The organism is Roseovarius sp. MMSF_3298 (assembly GCF_030733705.1).
Taxonomy (GTDB): Bacteria; Pseudomonadota; Alphaproteobacteria; order Rhodobacterales; family Rhodobacteraceae; genus Roseovarius; species Roseovarius confluentis.
Window position 1 is genome coordinate 1 of sequence record NZ_JASHIN010000032.1, and the last position, 17,063, is coordinate 17,063.

Annotated in this window: 18 protein-coding genes; 6 read left to right on the forward strand and 12 right to left on the reverse strand. The window is 64.0% G+C overall.

Translation table 11 applies throughout. The features are described 5' to 3' along the window. Positions 1-906: alpha/beta fold hydrolase (locus tag RBB18_RS20130; protein ID WP_306112283.1), on the forward strand; the 906-nt coding region annotated here is incomplete at its 5' end. A gap of 116 nt (positions 907-1,022) precedes the next feature. Here the strand turns inward: RBB18_RS20130 and ccoP are convergent. The 4 genes from ccoP to ccoN are packed head-to-tail and all read right to left on the reverse strand — an operon-like array spanning position 1,023 to position 4,520. Further along, positions 1,023-1,889 (reverse strand): cytochrome-c oxidase, cbb3-type subunit III, encoded by an 867-nt coding sequence (ccoP, locus tag RBB18_RS20135; RefSeq protein ID WP_306112282.1) that lies wholly within the window; start codon positions 1,887-1,889, stop codon positions 1,023-1,025. A 1-nt stretch (position 1,890) separates the two neighbouring features. Then, the gene (locus tag RBB18_RS20140; RefSeq protein ID WP_306112281.1) at positions 1,891-2,088 is read right to left on the reverse strand and encodes a cbb3-type cytochrome c oxidase subunit 3; all 198 of its coding nucleotides are present in this window, start codon (positions 2,086-2,088) and stop codon (positions 1,891-1,893) included. 12 nt (positions 2,089-2,100) lie between these two features. After that, complete coding sequence (gene ccoO, locus RBB18_RS20145; RefSeq protein WP_306112284.1) at positions 2,101-2,871, reverse strand: cytochrome-c oxidase, cbb3-type subunit II; 771 nt, start codon at positions 2,869-2,871, stop codon at positions 2,101-2,103. 44 nt (positions 2,872-2,915) lie between these two features. Continuing rightward, positions 2,916-4,520, reverse strand: a complete 1,605-nt coding sequence (gene ccoN / locus RBB18_RS20150) for a cytochrome-c oxidase, cbb3-type subunit I (protein ID WP_306112280.1) — start codon at positions 4,518-4,520, stop codon at positions 2,916-2,918. 203 nt (positions 4,521-4,723) lie between these two features. On the opposite strand from ccoN, the gene RBB18_RS20155 reads away from it, so the two are divergent. Further along, a complete protein-coding gene (locus RBB18_RS20155; RefSeq protein WP_306112279.1) occupies positions 4,724-5,572 on the forward strand; it encodes a universal stress protein in 849 nt (282 codons plus the stop codon). 144 nt (positions 5,573-5,716) lie between these two features. On the opposite strand, the gene RBB18_RS20160 is transcribed toward RBB18_RS20155, so the two are convergent. After that, complete coding sequence (locus tag RBB18_RS20160) at positions 5,717-6,298, reverse strand: hemerythrin domain-containing protein (protein WP_103764675.1); 582 nt, start codon at positions 6,296-6,298, stop codon at positions 5,717-5,719. Positions 6,299-6,519: 221 nt separating this feature from the next. Next, positions 6,520-7,266, reverse strand: a complete 747-nt coding sequence (gene fnrL, locus RBB18_RS20165; RefSeq protein ID WP_306112278.1) for a transcriptional regulator FnrL — start codon at positions 7,264-7,266, stop codon at positions 6,520-6,522. Positions 7,267-7,333: 67 nt separating this feature from the next. Here fnrL and hemN point away from each other — a divergent pair, with 67 nt between their 5' ends. Further along, a complete protein-coding gene (gene hemN / locus RBB18_RS20170; protein ID WP_306112277.1) occupies positions 7,334-8,689 on the forward strand; it encodes an oxygen-independent coproporphyrinogen III oxidase in 1,356 nt (451 codons plus the stop codon). 7 nt (positions 8,690-8,696) lie between these two features. Here the strand turns inward: hemN and RBB18_RS20175 are convergent, their stop codons facing one another. The 6 genes from RBB18_RS20175 to greA form a co-directional block, all read right to left on the reverse strand. After that, entirely contained in the window at positions 8,697-9,113 is a 417-nt protein-coding gene (locus RBB18_RS20175) for a GNAT family N-acetyltransferase (RefSeq protein ID WP_103764672.1), read from the reverse strand. Further along, a complete protein-coding gene (gene tsaB, locus RBB18_RS20180) occupies positions 9,103-9,765 on the reverse strand; it encodes a tRNA (adenosine(37)-N6)-threonylcarbamoyltransferase complex dimerization subunit type 1 TsaB (RefSeq protein ID WP_103764671.1) in 663 nt (220 codons plus the stop codon). The genes RBB18_RS20175 and tsaB overlap by 11 nt, the downstream gene beginning before the upstream one ends. A 4-nt stretch (positions 9,766-9,769) precedes the next feature. After that, positions 9,770-10,330: a NifU family protein gene (locus tag RBB18_RS20185; RefSeq protein WP_103764670.1), complete on the reverse strand. Its 561-nt coding sequence runs from the start codon at positions 10,328-10,330 to the stop codon at positions 9,770-9,772. A gap of 84 nt (positions 10,331-10,414) precedes the next feature. Further along, positions 10,415-10,870: a universal stress protein gene (locus tag RBB18_RS20190; protein ID WP_103764669.1), complete on the reverse strand. Its 456-nt coding sequence runs from the start codon at positions 10,868-10,870 to the stop codon at positions 10,415-10,417. 91 nt (positions 10,871-10,961) lie between these two features. Then, entirely contained in the window at positions 10,962-11,978 is a 1,017-nt protein-coding gene (locus RBB18_RS20195) for a hypothetical protein (protein WP_103764668.1), read from the reverse strand. A 27-nt stretch (positions 11,979-12,005) separates the two neighbouring features. Beyond that, positions 12,006-12,476, reverse strand: coding sequence for a transcription elongation factor GreA (greA, locus tag RBB18_RS20200; RefSeq protein WP_103764667.1), 471 nt, complete (start codon positions 12,474-12,476; stop codon positions 12,006-12,008). 283 nt (positions 12,477-12,759) lie between these two features. Between greA and RBB18_RS20205 the strand changes: the two genes are divergently transcribed. The 3 genes from RBB18_RS20205 to RBB18_RS20215 all read left to right on the forward strand — a co-directional run bounded on the left by RBB18_RS20205 (position 12,760) and on the right by RBB18_RS20215 (position 17,062). Next, the gene (locus RBB18_RS20205) at positions 12,760-14,406 is read left to right on the forward strand and encodes an electron transfer flavoprotein-ubiquinone oxidoreductase (protein ID WP_306112276.1); all 1,647 of its coding nucleotides are present in this window, start codon (positions 12,760-12,762) and stop codon (positions 14,404-14,406) included. Between the two features lie 120 nt (positions 14,407-14,526). Next, positions 14,527-16,239, forward strand: a complete 1,713-nt coding sequence (locus RBB18_RS20210) for a tetratricopeptide repeat protein (RefSeq protein ID WP_306112275.1) — start codon at positions 14,527-14,529, stop codon at positions 16,237-16,239. Beyond that, complete coding sequence (locus tag RBB18_RS20215; protein ID WP_306112274.1) at positions 16,226-17,062, forward strand: 4-(cytidine 5'-diphospho)-2-C-methyl-D-erythritol kinase; 837 nt, start codon at positions 16,226-16,228, stop codon at positions 17,060-17,062. The genes RBB18_RS20210 and RBB18_RS20215 overlap by 14 nt, the downstream gene beginning before the upstream one ends. The last annotated feature ends 1 nt before the right edge of the window (position 17,063 follow it).

Below are 17,063 nucleotides of genomic sequence, written 5' to 3' on the forward strand. Positions count from 1 at the left end.
GGTGCGCGGGGCGTCTCCCCCGACTGGCCCGTGGTCCCGGCCTTCTGGCCGCGCCACGGGTCTTTTTTCACCGACAGGCTTGCCCTCATGACCTGGAACCTGGATCACACCACAGACACCCCCGCCGGCACCGTCGCCTGGGGCAGCGCCGGATCGGGTCCGCCGCTCGTCCTCGCCCACGGCTGGCCTTGGTCGTCAGTGTCGTGGCACCAGATCATCCCCACGCTGGCGAAAACGCACACTGTCTACTGGCACGACATGCCCGGCTATGGCCGCTCCGAAAAACGCGCCGATCAGCCCACCGGACTCGACGTGCAGGGGCAGGTCTTTGCCCAAATTCTGCGCCATTGGGGCCTCGACCGGCCCCGCGTCGTGGCGCACGACTTCGGCGGCGCGACCAGCTTGCGCGCGCATCTGCTGCACGGGGCCGAATTCGACCGGCTTGTGCTGATGAACGTGGTGGCGATGCGGCCCTGGGGGTCGGAGTTCTTCGACCATGTCGGCCGCCATATCGACGCCTTCATCGGCCTGCCCCCGCACATCCACGAAGCCATCGTGCGGGCCTATATCGACGGCGCGCTGGTCACTGACCTTGCAGCCGACGATACCGAGGCGCTCGTCGCCCCCTGGCTGGATGAGGCGGGCCGCGCCAGTTTCTACCGCCAGTTCGCCCAGGCCGACGAACGCTTCACCGCCGAGATCGAGCCGCATTACTGCGAGGTCCGCTGCCCGGTCAAAATCATCTGGGGAGAGGCCGATCCGTGGATCCCACTGGACCATGGCCGCGCCTTACACGCGCTGATGCCAGGGGCGGAATTTGAAACGCTGCCCGGCGTCGGCCATCTGCCCCAGCTCGAAGCACCAAAGGCCGTTCTAAGCGCCCTGGCCGATGTGCTCGAAAACTGATCCCTTCCAACGAAAAACACCGGCCCCTCCTGAAATGCGCGAACAGAGGGAGGGGCCGGTGCCTTCCCGGGGGCATTGCAATAGCACCCCCGGGAATCTCTTGTCGGAACGTCAGCTCATTCGCCGCCACCCAACTGGTGGACGTAAGCAGACACCGCCCGGATCTCCGCTTCGCTCAGACGCTCCTGCCAGGACGGCATGACGCCAAAGCGCGAATTCCACACCGTCTCGTACAGAGCGTCGTAATCCCCGCCGTAAAGCCAGATCGCGTCGGTCAAGTTCGGCGCACCCTGCTCCTCCATTCCCATGGCGTTCTCGCCATGGCAGGCGGCACAGTTGTATTCGAACACTTCCGCACCTGCCTCGGCGGCCTGCGCATCCTGCGGCTCACCCGACAGGGACATGACGTAGTTCACCACCTGCACGACCTCTTCCTCGGTCAGAAGCTCGTCGCGGCCAAAGGCCGGCATCTGCGAATAGCGCGCGTCGGGGTCCTCGTCGTTGCGGATCCCGTGGGTGACGGTCGTGTGGATCGCCTCCATCGAGCCGCCCCACAGCCAGGCGTCATCCGACAGCGTCGGATAGCCGGTGGCCCCGCCGCCCTCGCGCCCGTGGCACTGCACGCACCAGGTGTTGAACACCGCCTCGCCCGCGGACCGGGCAAAGCCCGCCAACTCGTCGTCGCCCGGAATCGCCGCCAGCTCGACACTGGCCAGCCGCTCGTTGATCTGCGCGTTGGCCGCCTCGGCCGCCTCGATCTCGGTCTGCACGTTGGCCCGGGTCGAATACCCCAGGTAACCTTGCGTCGCGCCCGAGATCATCGGCCAGGCCGGATAGGCGATCGTGTACCAGACGCCCCAGGCGATCGTGGCGTAGAACACCCACAGCCACCAGCGCGGCAACGGGTTGTTGTATTCCTCGATCCCGTCCCATTCGTGGCCGGTCGTTTCGACCTCATGGTTGTCTTGCGGTTTCTTAACCATTTTATTGCTCCTCGTCCGAGGCACGGCGCGTGGCCGGGGCCGGCGCGTCTTCATTGCGGAAGGGAATGTCGGCGACATCCTGGTAGGCGCCCCGCGACCCGGGCCGCATGACCCAGAGCACGACGCCGATGAAGAAGGCGAAGAGCGCCAGCAGCATCCAGCTGTCCGCGAACTCCCGCAGCAGGGAATAGGTGTCCATCGTCGTCCCTCCTTACCGGCTGGCCACGGGCGTGAAGGTCGAGAAATCGACCAGCGTGCCCAGCATCTGCAGATAGGCGATCAGGGCGTCGGCTTCGCTGATGCCCGGACGGCCGTCGAAATTGGCTACCTGTGCGCTCTCGCCATACCGCTCGATCAACCCGTCATAGTCGCTGTCGGGATCGGCCTGCGCCCGGAAATCCGCCTGCGCGTTCTCCACATGCGCTTCCTCGTAAGGCACACCCACCAGCTTGTGCGTCGCCAGAAGGTCGCCCACGTACTGCCCGTCGATCAGCCGCTCCTCGAGATAGCCGTACTTGGGCATCACCGATTCCGGCACCACCGATTGCGGGTCGCGCAGGTGGTCCACATGCCAGGCGTTCGAATACCGTCCGCCGACGCGCGCCAGGTCCGGCCCGGTCCGCTTGGACCCCCACTGGAACGGGTGGTCGTACTGGCTCTCCGCCGCAAGGCTGTAATGCCCGTACCGCTCCACCTCGTCGCGCATCGGCCGGATCATCTGGCTGTGGCAGACATAGCATCCCTCGCGGATGTAGATGTCACGCCCGGTCAGCTCCAGCGGGGTGTAGGGGCGCATCCCCTCCACTTCCTCGATGGTGTTCTCCAGCCAGAACAGCGGTGCGATCTGCACGATGCCGCCGATGGTCACCACCAGGAAGGCAAAGATCGCCAGCAGGGTCACGTTGCGTTCCAGGATCTGGTGCCGGTCCAGGAAGGTCTTCTTCTTGGGCCGGTCCCCCACGCCCGAGGTCGAAGCCGGCATCGGGGGTTTCTGCATTTTATCGTCAGCCATTTTTCCGGCCCTCCTTATTCAGCCGGGACAGCGGAGTTGTCGGTCTGCACCGCCGGGCTCCGTCTGACTGTCATGTAAAGGTTGAAGCACATGACGATCGCACCGGAGAGGAACATGACCCCGCCCAGACCGCGCACCACGTACATCGGCAGCTTCGCACTCACCGTGTCGGCAAAGGAGTTCACCAGGAACCCGTTGGCATCCACTTCGCGCCACATCAGGCCTTCCATGATGCCGGTCACCCACATCGACGCCGCGTAGAGAATGATCCCGATCGTCGCCAGCCAGAAGTGCCAGCTCACCAGGCTCAGGCTATACAGCCGCTCGCGGTTCCACAGCTTGGGCACCAGGAAGTACAGGCACCCGAACGTGATCATCCCGTTCCAGCCCAGCGCGCCGGAATGCACGTGCCCGATGGTCCAGTCGGTGTAATGCGACAGGCTGTTCACCGAGCGGATCGACATCATCGGCCCTTCAAAGGTGGACATCCCGTAAAAGCCAAGGCTGATCACCATCATCCGGATCACCGGATCGGTCCGCAGCTTGTCCCACGCGCCGCTCAGCGTCATCAGGCCGTTGATCATCCCGCCCCACGAGGGCATCCAGAGGATGATCGAGAACACCATGCCCAGCGTCGAGGCCCAGTCGGGCAGCGCGGTATAGTGCAGGTGGTGCGGACCCGCCCAGATATAAAGAAAGATCAGCGCCCAGAAGTGGATGATCGAAAGTTTATAGCTGAACACCGGCCGCCCGGCCTGTTTCGGCACGAAGTAGTACATCATCGCCAGGAATCCCGCCGTCAGGAAGAAGCCCACGGCGTTATGGCCGTACCACCATTGCGTCATCGCATCCTGCACGCCCGAAAAGATCTGCACGGATTTCGAGCCGAAGATGCTCACCGGAATGCTCAGGTTGTTCACCACGTGCAGCATCGCGACCGTGATGATGAACGACAGGTAAAACCAGTTCGCCACGTAGATATGCGGCTCTTTCCGCTTCACCAGCGTGCCGACGAACACGGCCAGGTAGGACACCCAGACGATGGTCAGCCACCAGTCCACGTACCATTCCGGCTCCGCGTATTCCTTGGATTGCGTCGCGCCCAGCAGGTAGCCGGTGGCGGCCAGCACGATCACCAATTGGAACCCCCAGAACACGAACCACGCCAGGTTCCCGCCCCACAGCCGCGCCGCGCAGGTGCGCTGCACCACGTAGAACGACGTCGCGATCAGCGCGTTGCCGCCAAAGGCGAAAATCACCGCGCTGGTGTGCAAGGGCCGCAGCCGGCCAAAGTTCATGTAGCCTTGCGCCCATTCGAAATTGAGCGTCGGAAAGGCCAGCTGGAACGCGATGAACGTCCCCACGAGGAAGCCCACGACCCCCCAAAGCGCCGTGGCGATCACCCCGGCGCGCACGACCCCGTCCATGTATTCCCCGGACAGGTCGACCACGGGGCGGTCCTCGTCCGTGTTGCGCAGCACCCAGATGAACATGCCCGCCGCCACAAGGGCGATGGTCAGCGCATTCACAAGGTACGCGATATCCCGTGCCTGGTTGGCGGCGAACAGCGCGAAAAACGCGATCAGCCCCAACAGGATCAGTTTTACGTAGTTACCCATTTTGCGTCCCTTTGCCGTATGTCCGCGCAGGCCCTGCCGGGGCGCACGGAGTCATTTGACTGGGGCCGCTTATTTCCGATGCCGAGTCACCCCGCTTTGATCTGCATCAAAGGATTGGCGGGAATGGGTTGACCGGCATCAAGGCAGCGTCTCGCCCCGGGGGCCAGATTGCGTTCGAAATGGTTAATGAAAGGCGAATCGCAATGTCCTGGAAAACGATCTTCTGCGCCCTGTCCGATGCCTCACGCGTCGAGCATACCTTGACCCACGCCGCCGAACTGGCCCGCCTGCACGGCGCGCATCTCGACGTGCTCAGCCTCGGCGTCGCCCGCGATCCGGCAACGCATTATTTCTCCGGCGCCGGTGTCAGCGCCGTGATGGTGCAGAACATATTCGAAGGTTGCCACGAGGAAGCCGCCGAGATCGACAGCGCCGCGCGCGGGCTCCTGGGCCGGCAGGACGGCTTCTTCTGGTCCTGCGACAAGGGCGTCGCGCAGCTTGCCGACCTGGGACACCATGTCGCCGACCGCGCCCGCTTTGCCGATCTCGCCGTACTGCCCATGCCCTATGGCGAGGGGCTGGGCCCCGAGCTTGCCCCCCTGACCGAGGCGATCCTGTTCGACGGGCGCATTCCCGCGATGGTTCTGCCCAACACGCCGGACATCACCCTTGACCCCAAGCGGGTCGTGATCGCCTGGAACGACGGTCAGGAGGCGCTGCGCGCCGCCCGCGACGCGCTGCCGATGCTGCAACGGGCCGAGCGCGTACACGTCGTGGTCGTCGACCCGCCGGTACACGGCCCGAACCGCTCCGATCCCGGCGGTCTGCTATCACAATTCCTGGTGCGTCACGGCGTGGCGGTCGAAATCGACGTGGTCTCCAAGACCCTGCCCCGCATCGCCGACGTGCTCTTGCGCCGCGCGCAGGATATCGACGCCGATGCCGTTGTCATGGGCGCCTACGGCCATTCCCGCGTCCGCGAGGCGGTCTTCGGCGGCGCCACCCGCTACATGCTGGAGCACGCGCCCCTGCCGCTCTTCATGGCGCATTAAAGCGTTTCCGGGTCAGTCTGAAACATGCATCGCTTTTTGCGTCTCAAGAGGCAGCGAAAAGCGATTCAGTGTTTCCCGGAAACGCTCTGAGGTCGGGGCTGGGGTCGCGCAACGGACCAGACACATGGGTTCCTGCGCGCGGCCTCAGATCGTCCCGAGGTAATACCCGATGGCCTCTTCCAGCTCCGTTTCCTCGTACCCGAAATGAGAGCGCACGACCTCTTCCAGCTTCCGGTACGTGGCGGCGGCCCGGGCAAAGTTTTCCTCGCTGGGGTCTTCCGCCAACGTGTCTGCCGCGCGCCCAAGACGAACGATCAACTCGTGGACGACCTCGTGCTCTGACACCAGTTTCGCCACGACCTCCCGGAACATTCCCCCGCCCGCTGCCTCGATGCGGGGAAACATGTCGGTGCTCTCGATATCGTGGTGCAGCTTCAACACCTGGCACTCGCGCCCGCACAGGGTCCCGAACACCCGGAAATTCTCGGCCATGTCCAGCGACAGCACGATCTGCCTCAGGTTCTCGGGTGGGGCATCCCGCGCTTCGATCCGCGCCAGCACCGCGCCGATCCGCGCCATCTCCATCAGGTAGTGCCGGTGGATCGCCGCCAACTGTCGGCCCTGGCGCCGATGCCTGTCCGTGGCGTCCGGCACCTTCGGCGCCCGTGGCCGCGCGGCCTCGTCGATGGTGAGGTCATCCAGCGAATAAGTCGAGAGGTCAGCCATGCCCGGTAACAAAGCCCCTCCCGGACCGAAGTCAAGACCATCGGTCACCCCGTAGAGTGGGTAAAAAACCACGCGCCGCGCCTTAACCGCACATTACCCCCGAACGCCCCGTTAACCCCGCCAATTCGGAAAAATCGCACCGTCGCGATACCACTTGAATACCGACGCAATACCGACGTCGAATTTTTCCTGAATTCAAAGGATTAACCTTATTCCCGGGCTCAGGCCAGCATCCCGCCGTCGCTGTCATCCCCCGCCTCTTCCAGCAGGCGGTCGAAATCCGGCACCGTCACATGCCGCTTGCCTTCCAGGTGGATCACCTGGTCACGCTTCAACGCACTGATCTGGCGGCTCACCGTCTCCAGCGTCAGGCCCAGGTAATCGGCCATCGCCTCGCGCGTCAGCGGCAGGTCGAACACCACCTGCCCCGCGGCCTTGGACATGTTCAAGACCGCGTTACGCCGCCCCAGGATCGCCAGGAACGACGCGATCTTCTCCCGTGCCGTCTTGCGGCCCAGCAGAAGCATCCATTCGCGCGCCGCATCCAGCTCGTCCAGCGTCATCTCCAGCAGGCGCTGACCTATATGCGGCGTAACTTCCATCATGTTCTCAAAGGGATGCTTGCGGAAACAACACATCACCACGTCGCTCACCGCGACCACGTTATAGGCCGCCTTCTCGCGCCCTGGACGGCCCACGAAATCGCTCGGCAACAGCAGGCCCACCATCTGTGTGCGCCCGTCTTCCAGCGTCTGCGTCAGCATCGCGATGCCCGACACGACCGAGCCCACGAAATCCATCCGGTCCCCGGCCCAGATCAGCGTCCGGCCTGCCTCGAAGCTGCGATAGTACTTGATCTGGTCCAGCTGCTCCAGTTCCTGCGCATCACATCGCGCGCACACGGCCCGGTGCCGAATGGGACACGCATCGCATTCACGGGGGATCAGGTCATGTGCGTCTTTGAGCATCGACAATGCTTTCGGTCGAGTTGATCTGCATCAAGGCTTCGCTCTTCCTTGTGAGTATTTTAACGGCATGATTGACCGAGAACAACTCCGCAGACTGGGCCTGTTCGACGCGAATGTACCGCGTTACACAAGCTATCCCACCGCACCGCATTTCTCCGATTCCGTCGGGTCCTCGACCATGCGGGACTGGATTTCCAACATCGAACCGGGCAGCGCAATCTCGCTCTACCTGCATGTGCCCTTCTGCCGCAGGCTATGCTGGTTCTGCGCCTGCCGCACGCAGGGCACCAAATCCCTTTCGCCCGTCGCCGCCTATGTCGAGACGCTCAAGGCGGAATTGGCCCTGCTGAAAGCCACCCTGCCACAGGGCATCACGCTGTCGCGCCTGCATTGGGGCGGCGGCACGCCGACTCTTCTGTCTGCCGACCTTATCACCGATCTGGCCGAATCAGTGCGCGACGCGGTCCCCTTCGGCGACGACACCGAGTTCTCGGTCGAGATCGACCCGAACGAGATCGACGCCCCCCGGATCGAGGCGCTCTCCGCCGCAGGGATGAACCGCGCTTCCGTGGGCGTGCAGGACTTCGACGACACCATTCAGCAGGCCATCGGCCGCATCCAGACCTTCGACATCACCCGCGACACCATAGACGCGCTGCGCGCCGCCGGCGTGCGCAGTCTGAATGCGGATATCCTTTACGGCCTGCCGCACCAGACCAAGGGGCGCATGGTGGAAAGCGTGCAGAAACTCCTGTCGCTCAACCCCGACCGCGTGGCGCTTTATGGCTATGCCCATGTGCCGTGGATGGCCAAGCGTCAGCAGCTTATCCCGTCCGATGCGCTGCCCACGCCCGAGGAACGGCTGGAGCTCTTTGATGCCGCCCGCCGCCTGTTCGTCTGGGACGGCTACCGGGAAATAGGGATCGACCATTTCGCGACACCCGAGGACGGCTTGAGCATCGCCAAGAAACTTGGCCGCCTGCGCCGCAACTTCCAAGGCTACACCGACGACACGTCCGAGGTGCTCATCGGGCTGGGGGCCTCGTCGATTTCGCGCTTCCCGCAAGGCTATGCCCAGAACGCCCCCGCGACGGGAGCCCATACCGGGGCAATCCGCGAGGGCCGCTTCTCGACCAGCCGGGGGCATGTCTTCAGGGGACAGGATCTTCTGCGGGCCCGCCTTATCGAGGCCGTCATGTGCGACTTCCGCATCGACGCCGGGGAAATCTGCGAAACTTTCAGCATGTCGCGCAAGGCTGTACGTGAAATGCTTGAACCTGCCACACGCGCCTTTGACGGGCTTCTGGACCTAAGCAACGAGGGCCTCTTCATCCCGCACGAGGCACGCCCGCTAACCCGGATGATCGCCCGCAGCCTCGACGCCTACGACCTCAACCACGCCGGACACAGTTCGGCGATCTGAGCCGGGATCAGGTCAGGCGCTTCTCCAGTACCAGCGCGTCGACCGTCCCGCCATCGGGCCGCTTGTAATACTTCGCGCGCCGCGCAAGCTCGGTGAAGCCGAACGAGCGGTAAAGCCCCAGTGCCGCCGCGTTGTCTGCCGCGACTTCCAGGAACAGGCGCTCGGAGCCGCGCGCACGGGCCTCGGCCTCGAACGCTTGCAACGCCGCCCGCCCGTGTCCTTGCCGCCGCGCGTCGGGATCGGCGGCAAGCGTCAGAAGCTCCGCATCGCCCGCAACCGCCTGTCCGACAGCAAACCCCTTGGTGTCACCGACCACGAAGATATGCGAATGCTCCAGAAGGTCACGGAACTCGCCTGCGTCCCAAGCCCGCCCCTGCCCGTCGAATGCCCGCGCATGCAGCGCGGCCAAGTCGTCAGGCGTCATCAAGGATCACCGGGGGAGCATCGCGCGAGGGCGCCGCGTCGGCGGGCTTGAGGTACAGCGGCGCCGGGGGGGGCGTGTCTTCGCGCCAGCGCGTCGCGGCAATCCGCGCGATGGCAGAGGCCGGCGCAAAGGTCGCCGGAACCGCGGGCGCGCCGATCTGTGCCGCCACCGCCTTGGCCGCCGTGCCGACACATACAAGCCCCGGCTCCATCAGGCCTGTGTCGATCTCGTCGATCGCCATCAGGTCCGGCCCAAGCGGTGTGTCCATGTCAAAACCTTGCACATAAGCCTGTCCACGGGGTGCGTCCCGCGTCGCCAGCACCGGGCTGTCCTGCCCATATGCTGCGGCCTCGAGGATGCTGACGCCAATAGCGGGGATTTCCAGCGACAAAGCCAGCCCCCGCGCCGCGGCGACCGAAATCCGGATGCCGGTGAAATTTCCCGGCCCGATGCCGACCCCAATGGCGTCAAGGTCGCTCCAGCCGGCGCCGCCCTTGGCCAGAGCGTCTTCCAGCGCCGGAAACAACGCCTCGGCCTGTCCTTTTGGCATATCGACATGGTGATCGCTCAGAACGTCCTGCCCCGAAAGCAACAACACCCCCAGCCACGGGCCGGAGGTGTCGAATCCCAATACGAGCGGCGCGTTGGTCACGAGGTCAAACGCCGACGGGGCGGACCTCGGTCACTTCGGGGATGTAGTGCCGCAGCAGGTTCTCGATCCCCATTTTCAGGGTAATGGTCGAGGATGGGCAACCGGCGCACGCGCCTTGCATGTGAAGGTAAACCACGCCGCGCTCGAAACCATGGAACGTGATGTCGCCGCCATCCTGTGCCACGGCAGGGCGGACTCGGGTATCCAGCAATTGCTTGATCTGGTCGATGACCTCGGAATCCTCGCCTTCGCTGGCGGCGTGGCCCGACTCCGGACCGTCGCCGGTCATGACCGGCTGACCGGACTGGAAATGCTCCATGATCGCGCCAAGAATTGCGGGTTTCACATGGTCCCACTCCACCGCGTCCTGCTTGGTCACGGTCACGAAATCATTGCCCAGAAACACGCCGGTCACACCCTCGACGCCAAAGACGCGCGCAGCAAGCGGCGACTTGTCGGCCGTCTCGGAAGACGGGAAGTCTGCGGTCCCGGCGTCCAATACGGTCTGGCCGGGCAGGAACTTCAGCGTTGCGGGATTCGGTGTCGATTCCGTCTGGATGAACATTGTGCGCGCCCTTTTTGTCAGTTGTGCAAGATATGCGCAGCGAGACTGGCCCTGTCAAGGTTTGGAACGATTCTAAAACTGGGTTCAGGTGATCGCTTCCAGTCGCTCCTTGCTCAGGTCGCCGGGCACGATGGTGATCGGGATGGGCAAGCCACCGGAATTCTTCGACAATTGCGACACGAGCGGCCCGGGCCCCTTTTTGTCGGCGCTGGCGCCCAGCACCAACACGCCGATCTCGGTGTCCTCCTGAACCTGCGCCATGATCTCCGCCACCGGCTCGCCTTCGCGGATCACCAGCTCGGGGTCGATGCCCTGCTTGTCGCGCATCCACTTCGCGAAGACCTCGAAATGCGCGTGAATGCGCTCGCGGGCTTCCTCGCGCATGATGTCGCCCACGCCGATCCAGTGGTTGAATTCGTCGGGCGGAATGACCGCGAGAATCTCAACCCCGGCTTGCGTGTTCTTGGCGCGCATTGCGGCGAACCGCATGGCGTTGAGGCATTCCCGGCTGTCGTCCAGCACCACGAGAAACTTGCGCATGATGTTCCCTTCGTCTTCCGGCGTTCATATTGACGCGTTCCGGGGCGTCCGGCAACAGCCGCTTTCTTGCACGGCTCACACCACGGCAGTATCAGTCAAACGTCCCCGCCACGCGCCCGACCAGCATGAAGGCGCGCGCCGTGCGCGTGTCCGACATCTCGGACATCTCGGCATCCGTCGCCACCTCGGCGAACTGGCTGATCGTGCGGTCGAACAGCCGCAGGAAATGGTGGGCGGCATCGCGAAAGATCATGTCCTGCTTCATGCGAGCGGCCGTCAGCGCCAGCGACGAGCGGTCCCGCACACCGCCCAGCGCGGCTACGGCGCGTCCGCGTTCCCCGGCAGCGAACCGGCGCCAAACTTCGGGCCGGGCCATGTCTGGGCGCAGGTCGTCCATGTAGATGCCGTCCTGAGACAACAGTGTCAGCACGTCCTGGCTGGCCTGAATCAGTTGCGCGCTATGGCGGACCTTCAGCGCCCGGCGCAGTGCGGCGAAGCCTGCCTTGTCCTCGGCGTTCTCCGGGAAATTCAGCGCCCTTATGAAGTCTTCGGTCGCCAACGGCGGCGCCATCTCTTCGGGCGGGGTGCCCAACGGCAACGCAACCTGGTCCGTGCCCACCTCCTCGTTCTTTGACACTGGCGCGGGCCGCACCTCCACCGGGCTGCGCGACGTCGAGAACGTCGCCAGCGCCGTCTCGGTCTTGCGTTGCGCCGCCGCGATCTCCTCCAGCTTTTTGGCGACCGAGGGCTGTGCGACCTCGTGCGCGGCCTGGCTTTGCGCCACATAGGCCTGCCGGATCGCGTCGATGGCGGTTTGCAGGCGCCGGCTCTCCTCGCGCATCACCTTGCTCGAACGTGCCGCCGTAGCCGCGACCCAGATCATCGCCACCGGCATGAAGATGGCCAGCAGGACCACCACGAATTGCAGCGCCCCGCCGGATTCCGAGAACATGCCCATCGGCTCCAGCACCAGAAAGAACACCGCCGTGCCGACAAGCCACAGAATCGTAAGCGCCAGCGCGATTATCTCGACACCCGTGACCCCGTCCTTTCGGGGCCGGTCATAGACACCAAGCGGTGTCTGCGGTGACTGGTTCGGATCGGTCATGGGCAAACCTGATTGAAAAGGACCGGGTCAGATATATTCGACCTTCAGCACCTCGTAGGCCTTATCGCCGCCGGGCGTGCGCACTTCTACGCTATCGCCCTCCTCCTTGCCAATCAAAGCCCGCGCAATCGGCGATTTTACGTTCAGCAGGCCCTTCTCGATACTGGCCTCATATTCGCCCACGATCTGATAGGACTTCTCCTCGTCCGTATCCTCGTCCACCAGCGTCACCGTCGCGCCGAACTTGATCGGGCCGGACAGCTTCTTGGGGTCGATCACGTCGGCGAGGCTGATCGCGCCTTCCAGCTCCTTGATGCGGCCCTCGATGAACGACTGTTTTTCCTTGGCGGAATGATACTCGGCATTCTCCGACAGGTCGCCATGCTCGCGCGCCTCGGAAATCGCCTTGATGATGGCCGGGCGCTCGACGGATTTCAGCTGTTTCAGCTCCGCGTTAAGCGCGTCGAAACCGTCCTGTGTCATCGGGATCTTTTCCATGACCTGTCCTTCTTTCTTGTCCCTAGTATCACCAAGGGGCCGCCGTTACGCGACCCCGTTCGTTTTCCAAACCATGCGCGACAGATTGACCCGACCTGCCCCGCCAATGCAAGTAGGTCCAGACCGCCGACCGCACAATCGTGCCGAAACTTGCGCCTTTTTGACGCTTTTGACCGTCTGTTACGTCGTGTTCGAATTGACCTTGCGCAACCCCGCACGATAACCAGTTGCGAAGTTTCTTACGCGGGCCGGCATGCGACCGGACGACCAGGAGAGGACCAAGATGACCCAAGTCGAACGCGAAGCCATGGAATACGACGTCGTGATCGTCGGCGCAGGGCCCGCAGGCCTGAGCGCCGCGATCCGCCTGAAACAGCTCGACCCCGAGCGCGAGGTCGTGGTGCTGGAAAAAGGCTCCGAAGTGGGCGCGCATATCCTGTCGGGCGCGGTGCTCGATCCCTGCGGTCTCGACGCCCTCATACCCGACTGGAAGGAAAAGGGCGCGCCGCTCAACGTCCCGGTGAAAGAGGACAACTTCTTCATGCTGGGCGAGGCGGGCAAGGTCCGCATCCCCAACTTTCCGATGCCGCCGCTGATGAACAACCACGGCAACTATATCGTCAGCATGGGCAATGTCTGCCGCTGGATGGCCGAACAGGCCGAGGCCTTGGGTGTCGAAATCTTCCCCGGCATGGCCTGCTCGGAAATCGTCTATGGTGAAAACGGCGAGGTGAAGGGCGTCGTGGCCGGCGAATTCGGCAAGAACGCCGACGGCACCCCCGGCCCCGGCTACGAGCCCGGCATGGAACTGCACGGCAAATACGTGTTCCTGGGCGAAGGCGTGCGCGGTTCGCTGTCCAAGGAGGTCATCGCGAAATACGACCTTTCCAAGGGCAAGGAGCCGCAGAAATACGGCCTCGGGATGAAGGAAATCTGGGAAATCGACCCGGTAAAGCACCGCGAAGGCACCGTCACCCACACGATGGGCTGGCCCTTGGGCAAAAACGCGGGCGGTGGCTCGTTCATCTACCACCTCGACAACAACCAGGTCTACGTCGGCTTCGTGGTGCACCTGAATTACCGTAACCCGCACCTCTACCCCTACATGGAATTCCAGCGGTTCAAGCATCACCCGGTGGTGGCCGACCTGCTCAAGGGCGGCAAGCGCGTCGCCTACGGCGCCCGCGCCATTTCCGAGGGCGGATACCAGTCGATGCCCAAGATGGTCGCGCCCGGCGTCGCCCTTCTGGGCTGCTCGGTCGGCATGGTCAACGTGCCCCGCATCAAGGGCAACCACAACGCCATGCTGTCGGGTAAGGCCGCGGCAGAAGCCGCGCACGAAGCCATCGAAACCGGTCGGGCCAGCGACGAGCTGTCCAACTATGAGAGCGAAGTGCGTAACGGCGCCATCGGCACGGATCTGAAAAAGGTCCGCAACGTCAAGCCGTTGTGGTCCAAGTACGGCCTCACCGCCTCGCTCACGCTAGGGGGCCTCGACATGTGGACCAACACGCTCGGCTTTTCCTTTTTCGGCACGCTGGGCCACGGCAAGACCGACGCCGAGGCGACCGAAGAAGCCAGCAAGCACGCCGAAATCGACTACCCCAAGCCCGACGGCAAGCTGAGCTTTGACCGCCTGACCAATGTCAGCTTTTCGATGACCAACCATGAGGAAAGCCAGCCCGCGCACCTCAAGCTGAAGGACCCGAATGTTCCGGTCGAGGTGAACCTGCCCAAGTATGCCGGCCCCTCGGCCCGCTACTGCCCGGCAGGGGTCTACGAGTTCGTGGAAAAGGACGGCGAGCAGCAGTTCGTCATCAACTTCCAGAACTGCGTCCACTGCAAGACCTGCGATATCAAGGACCCCGCCCAGAACATCAACTGGACCACGCCACAGGGAGGCGACGGGCCGAACTATCCCAATATGTGAGCGACAGGCGAAATCACGCGGACACCGAGGGCGGCAAATTGGCCGCCCTCATTGCGTTAACGGGCCGCTCATACTACTTTCTCGCAAATCATCGACCATACAGGCAGGGAGCCCAGACCCGTGAAAATCCTGACCGCAGGCGCAATCGCCGCGATTCTGCAGGGCATCGCGTTGCCCGCACTGGCTGATATCAATGTCGGTGCCTACCTTGCCGCACGGCAAGCACGCTACCTCAACGATTTCGACGCCGCCGCGCAGTATTACACTCAGGCGCTGACCCGCGACGCCAGCAACCCCGTCATCCTCGAAAGCACCGCGATTGCTTTCATGGCACTTGGCGAGATCGACCGCGCCGTGCCCGTCGCCCGCCAGATCGAGCAACAGGAGCTGCAAAGCCAGGTCGCCTTCATGGCCCTCATCGCCGAAGATGTGGCAGCCGGCAACCATGACGCCGTGATCGAACGGATCGAGGCCGGCAAGGGCGTAGGCCAACTGGCCGATGGCCTCGTAATGGCCTGGACCGAACTCGCCCGCGGCGATGTCGACGCGGCCCTCGCGCGCTTCGACGAGGTCTCCGAGGAACGCGGCCTTAAGAATTTCGCCCTCTATCACAAGGCGCTGGCTCTCGCCTCCGTTGGCGATTTCGAGGCAGCTGAGGCTATCTTTTCCGGTGGCGACGATGACGCACCCCTGCAACGCACCCGCCGTGGCACCCGCGCCTGGGCCGCCGTGCTAAGCCAGCTGGAACGCAACGACGAGGCCATCGCGCTTCTGGATGACGCCTTCGGCGCCAATGCGGATCCCCAGATCCTCGCCCTCCGGGCCGAGCTTGAAACCGGCCTGCCCGTGGCCTTCGACATGATCTCCGGCCCCAAGGACGGCGTGGCAGAGGTGTTCTTTTCCATCGGTCAAGCCTTGTTGGGCGACATGGGCGATGACTATACCCTGCTTTACGCCCGCGTGGCGCAGTACCTGAACCCCGACCACGTCGATGCTATCCTCATGTCGGCGGAACTGCTGGAATCGCTCGAACGCTACGAACTGGCCACCGAAACCTACAAGAGCGTCCCGCGCGATCATCCGTCTTTCACCGCCGCCGAGATGGGCCGCGCCGAGGCCCTGCGCCGGGCGGACAAGATGGACGCCGCCATCGAGGTGTTGGAACAGCTGCGCGACTCGCACCCCGAACTGCCCATGGTGCATGTCGCCGCCGCAGACCTTTATCGCCAGAGCGAACAATACGGCAAGGCAGTCACCGCCTATGACAACGCCATCGACCTTCTGGGCGAGGCACAGCCCGGCCATTGGTTCGTATACTATGCCCGCGCTATCAGCCATGAACGGCAGGATGAATGGCCCGAGGCCGAGGCCGATTTCCGCAAGGCGCTGGAACTGAACCCCGAACATCCGCAGGTGCTGAACTACCTCGGCTATTCGCTGGTCGAAAAACAACAGAAGCTGGACGAGGCGCTCGACATGATCGAACGCGCTGTCGAGGCGCAGCCCGAATCTGGCTACATCGTCGACAGCCTCGGCTGGGTCCTTTACCGGCTGGGCCGCTACGAGGAGTCCATTGGTCACATGGAACGCGCCGCCGAGCTGATGCCGGTGGACCCGGTGGTCAACGACCACCTCGGCGACGTGCTTTGGGCCGTGGGCCGCGAGGTCGAGGCTCGGTTCCAATGGAGGCGTGCGCTGTCCTTCGTCGACAAGGAAAACCCCTCGCCCGATGTGGATCTCGACCGGATGCGCCGCAAGCTCGAGGTCGGCCTCGACGTTGTCCTGCAGGAAGAAGGCTCGCCCCCGCTGGAGGTCGCGGATGACGGCGGCTGAGGGCTTCGCCCCGGCCAAGGTAAACCTGACGCTGCACATCACCGGGCAGCGCGATGATGGCATGCACCTTCTCGACTCGCTGGTGATGTTCGCCGATGTGGGCGATCACCTGACGGTCTCGCTCTCCGACACGCCGCACCTTTCGCTCAGCGGCCCGATGTCCAAGGGCGTGCCGGACGGGCCAGACAACCTCGTTCTGAAAGCCGCCGACCTGATGGGGGTCAGTGCCGATATCACGCTAAACAAGCTTCTGCCCCATGCCGCGGGCCTTGGTGGCGGCTCGTCGGACGCAGCCGCCACCCTGCGCGTGCTGTCGCGCCTGACCGACACGCCCATGCCCGCCGATGTCACGCCGCTGGGTGCCGACGTGCCCGTCTGCCTCGGCAACAGCGCTGCGCGGATGCAGGGGATCGGCGAAAAGATCACGACGGCGCACGACCTGCCCTGCCTGAACGCGGTCCTGATCAACCCCGGCGTGCCCATGCGCACGCCCGACGTCTTTGCCGCCGTCGGTCAGAAGAACAACACGCCCATGCCCCCGGACCTTCCGGCCAATCTCAGCGGGATCGAATTCATCGACTGGCTTCGTGGCATGCGCAATGATCTGGAATATGCGGCCATCGGGCAGACGCCTGTCATCTCGCAAGTGCTGGGTGCGCTCAGCGTGACGGCGGGCTGCCGCATGGCCCGCATGACAGGCTCGGGCAGCAGCTGCTTCGGCCTCTACACCGGCGAGGAAACCGCCCGCGCCGCCGAGGGCCGCCTGAAAGAGGAAAATCCGGGCTGGTGGATCACCGCCACCCGCCTCAACGCGCATCCCTGAG

Excerpts from the sequence above, each read along its gene's own strand:
- ccoP (WP_306112282.1), bottom strand. The coding sequence starts at position 1,889 with ATGGTTAAGAAACCGCAAGACAACCATGAGGTCGAAACGACCGGCCAC.
- RBB18_RS20140 (WP_306112281.1), bottom strand. The coding sequence starts at position 2,088 with ATGGACACCTATTCCCTGCTGCGGGAGTTCGCGGACAGCTGGATGCTG.
- ccoO (WP_306112284.1), bottom strand. The coding sequence starts at position 2,871 with ATGCCGGCTTCGACCTCGGGCGTGGGGGACCGGCCCAAGAAGAAGACC.
- ccoN (WP_306112280.1), bottom strand. The coding sequence starts at position 4,520 with ATGGGTAACTACGTAAAACTGATCCTGTTGGGGCTGATCGCGTTTTTC.
- RBB18_RS20155 (WP_306112279.1), top strand. The coding sequence starts at position 4,724 with ATGTCCTGGAAAACGATCTTCTGCGCCCTGTCCGATGCCTCACGCGTC.
- RBB18_RS20160 (WP_103764675.1), bottom strand. The coding sequence starts at position 6,298 with ATGGCTGACCTCTCGACTTATTCGCTGGATGACCTCACCATCGACGAG.
- fnrL (WP_306112278.1), bottom strand. The coding sequence starts at position 7,266 with ATGCTCAAAGACGCACATGACCTGATCCCCCGTGAATGCGATGCGTGT.
- hemN (WP_306112277.1), top strand. The coding sequence starts at position 7,334 with ATGATTGACCGAGAACAACTCCGCAGACTGGGCCTGTTCGACGCGAAT.
- RBB18_RS20175 (WP_103764672.1), bottom strand. The coding sequence starts at position 9,113 with ATGACGCCTGACGACTTGGCCGCGCTGCATGCGCGGGCATTCGACGGG.
- RBB18_RS20185 (WP_103764670.1), bottom strand. The coding sequence starts at position 10,330 with ATGTTCATCCAGACGGAATCGACACCGAATCCCGCAACGCTGAAGTTC.
- RBB18_RS20190 (WP_103764669.1), bottom strand. The coding sequence starts at position 10,870 with ATGCGCAAGTTTCTCGTGGTGCTGGACGACAGCCGGGAATGCCTCAAC.
- RBB18_RS20195 (WP_103764668.1), bottom strand. The coding sequence starts at position 11,978 with ATGACCGATCCGAACCAGTCACCGCAGACACCGCTTGGTGTCTATGAC.
- greA (WP_103764667.1), bottom strand. The coding sequence starts at position 12,476 with ATGGAAAAGATCCCGATGACACAGGACGGTTTCGACGCGCTTAACGCG.
- RBB18_RS20205 (WP_306112276.1), top strand. The coding sequence starts at position 12,760 with ATGACCCAAGTCGAACGCGAAGCCATGGAATACGACGTCGTGATCGTC.
- RBB18_RS20215 (WP_306112274.1), top strand. The coding sequence starts at position 16,226 with ATGACGGCGGCTGAGGGCTTCGCCCCGGCCAAGGTAAACCTGACGCTG.